This window comes from Nocardia cyriacigeorgica, assembly GCF_010858045.1.
GTDB classification, from domain to species: domain Bacteria; phylum Actinomycetota; class Actinomycetes; order Mycobacteriales; family Mycobacteriaceae; genus Nocardia; species Nocardia cyriacigeorgica_E.
Genome location: NZ_JAAGVC010000300.1, coordinates 1 through 295, shown reverse-complemented (window position 1 = coordinate 295; position 295 = coordinate 1). Strand labels below are relative to the sequence as shown.

At 69.5% G+C, this 295-nt stretch carries 1 protein-coding gene; it reads left to right on the top strand.

Annotated features, from left to right (window positions below):
- Positions 1-295, top strand: a 295-nt coding sequence (locus GV790_RS29795; RefSeq protein ID WP_256673615.1) for a cell division protein PerM, incomplete at both ends; no start/stop codon positions are given.

The window sequence follows — 295 nt, the reverse complement described above, 5'->3', positions numbered from 1 at the left end:
GCTCTGGCCCGCCTCGGCCGACCGGCTGCCGTACTGGTTGATCGCCGCAGGCTACGTCGCCGCGCACACCGTGCTGCGGCTGCTCGGGTGCGCGGCCGCGGTCACGGTCATCTCCTTCCTCGCGCACTGGTCCCGGATCGGTGACACCTACTCCGGAGCGGGCAATGCCGGCGGGGTCATCGGGCTGACGGTTTTGTCGCTGCTGTACCTGCCGAACGTGGTGATCGGCGCGGTTGCCGTGCTAGTCGGCGCTGGCGTCGAATTCGGTGACGCCTCGGTTGGCGTGTTCTCGGTG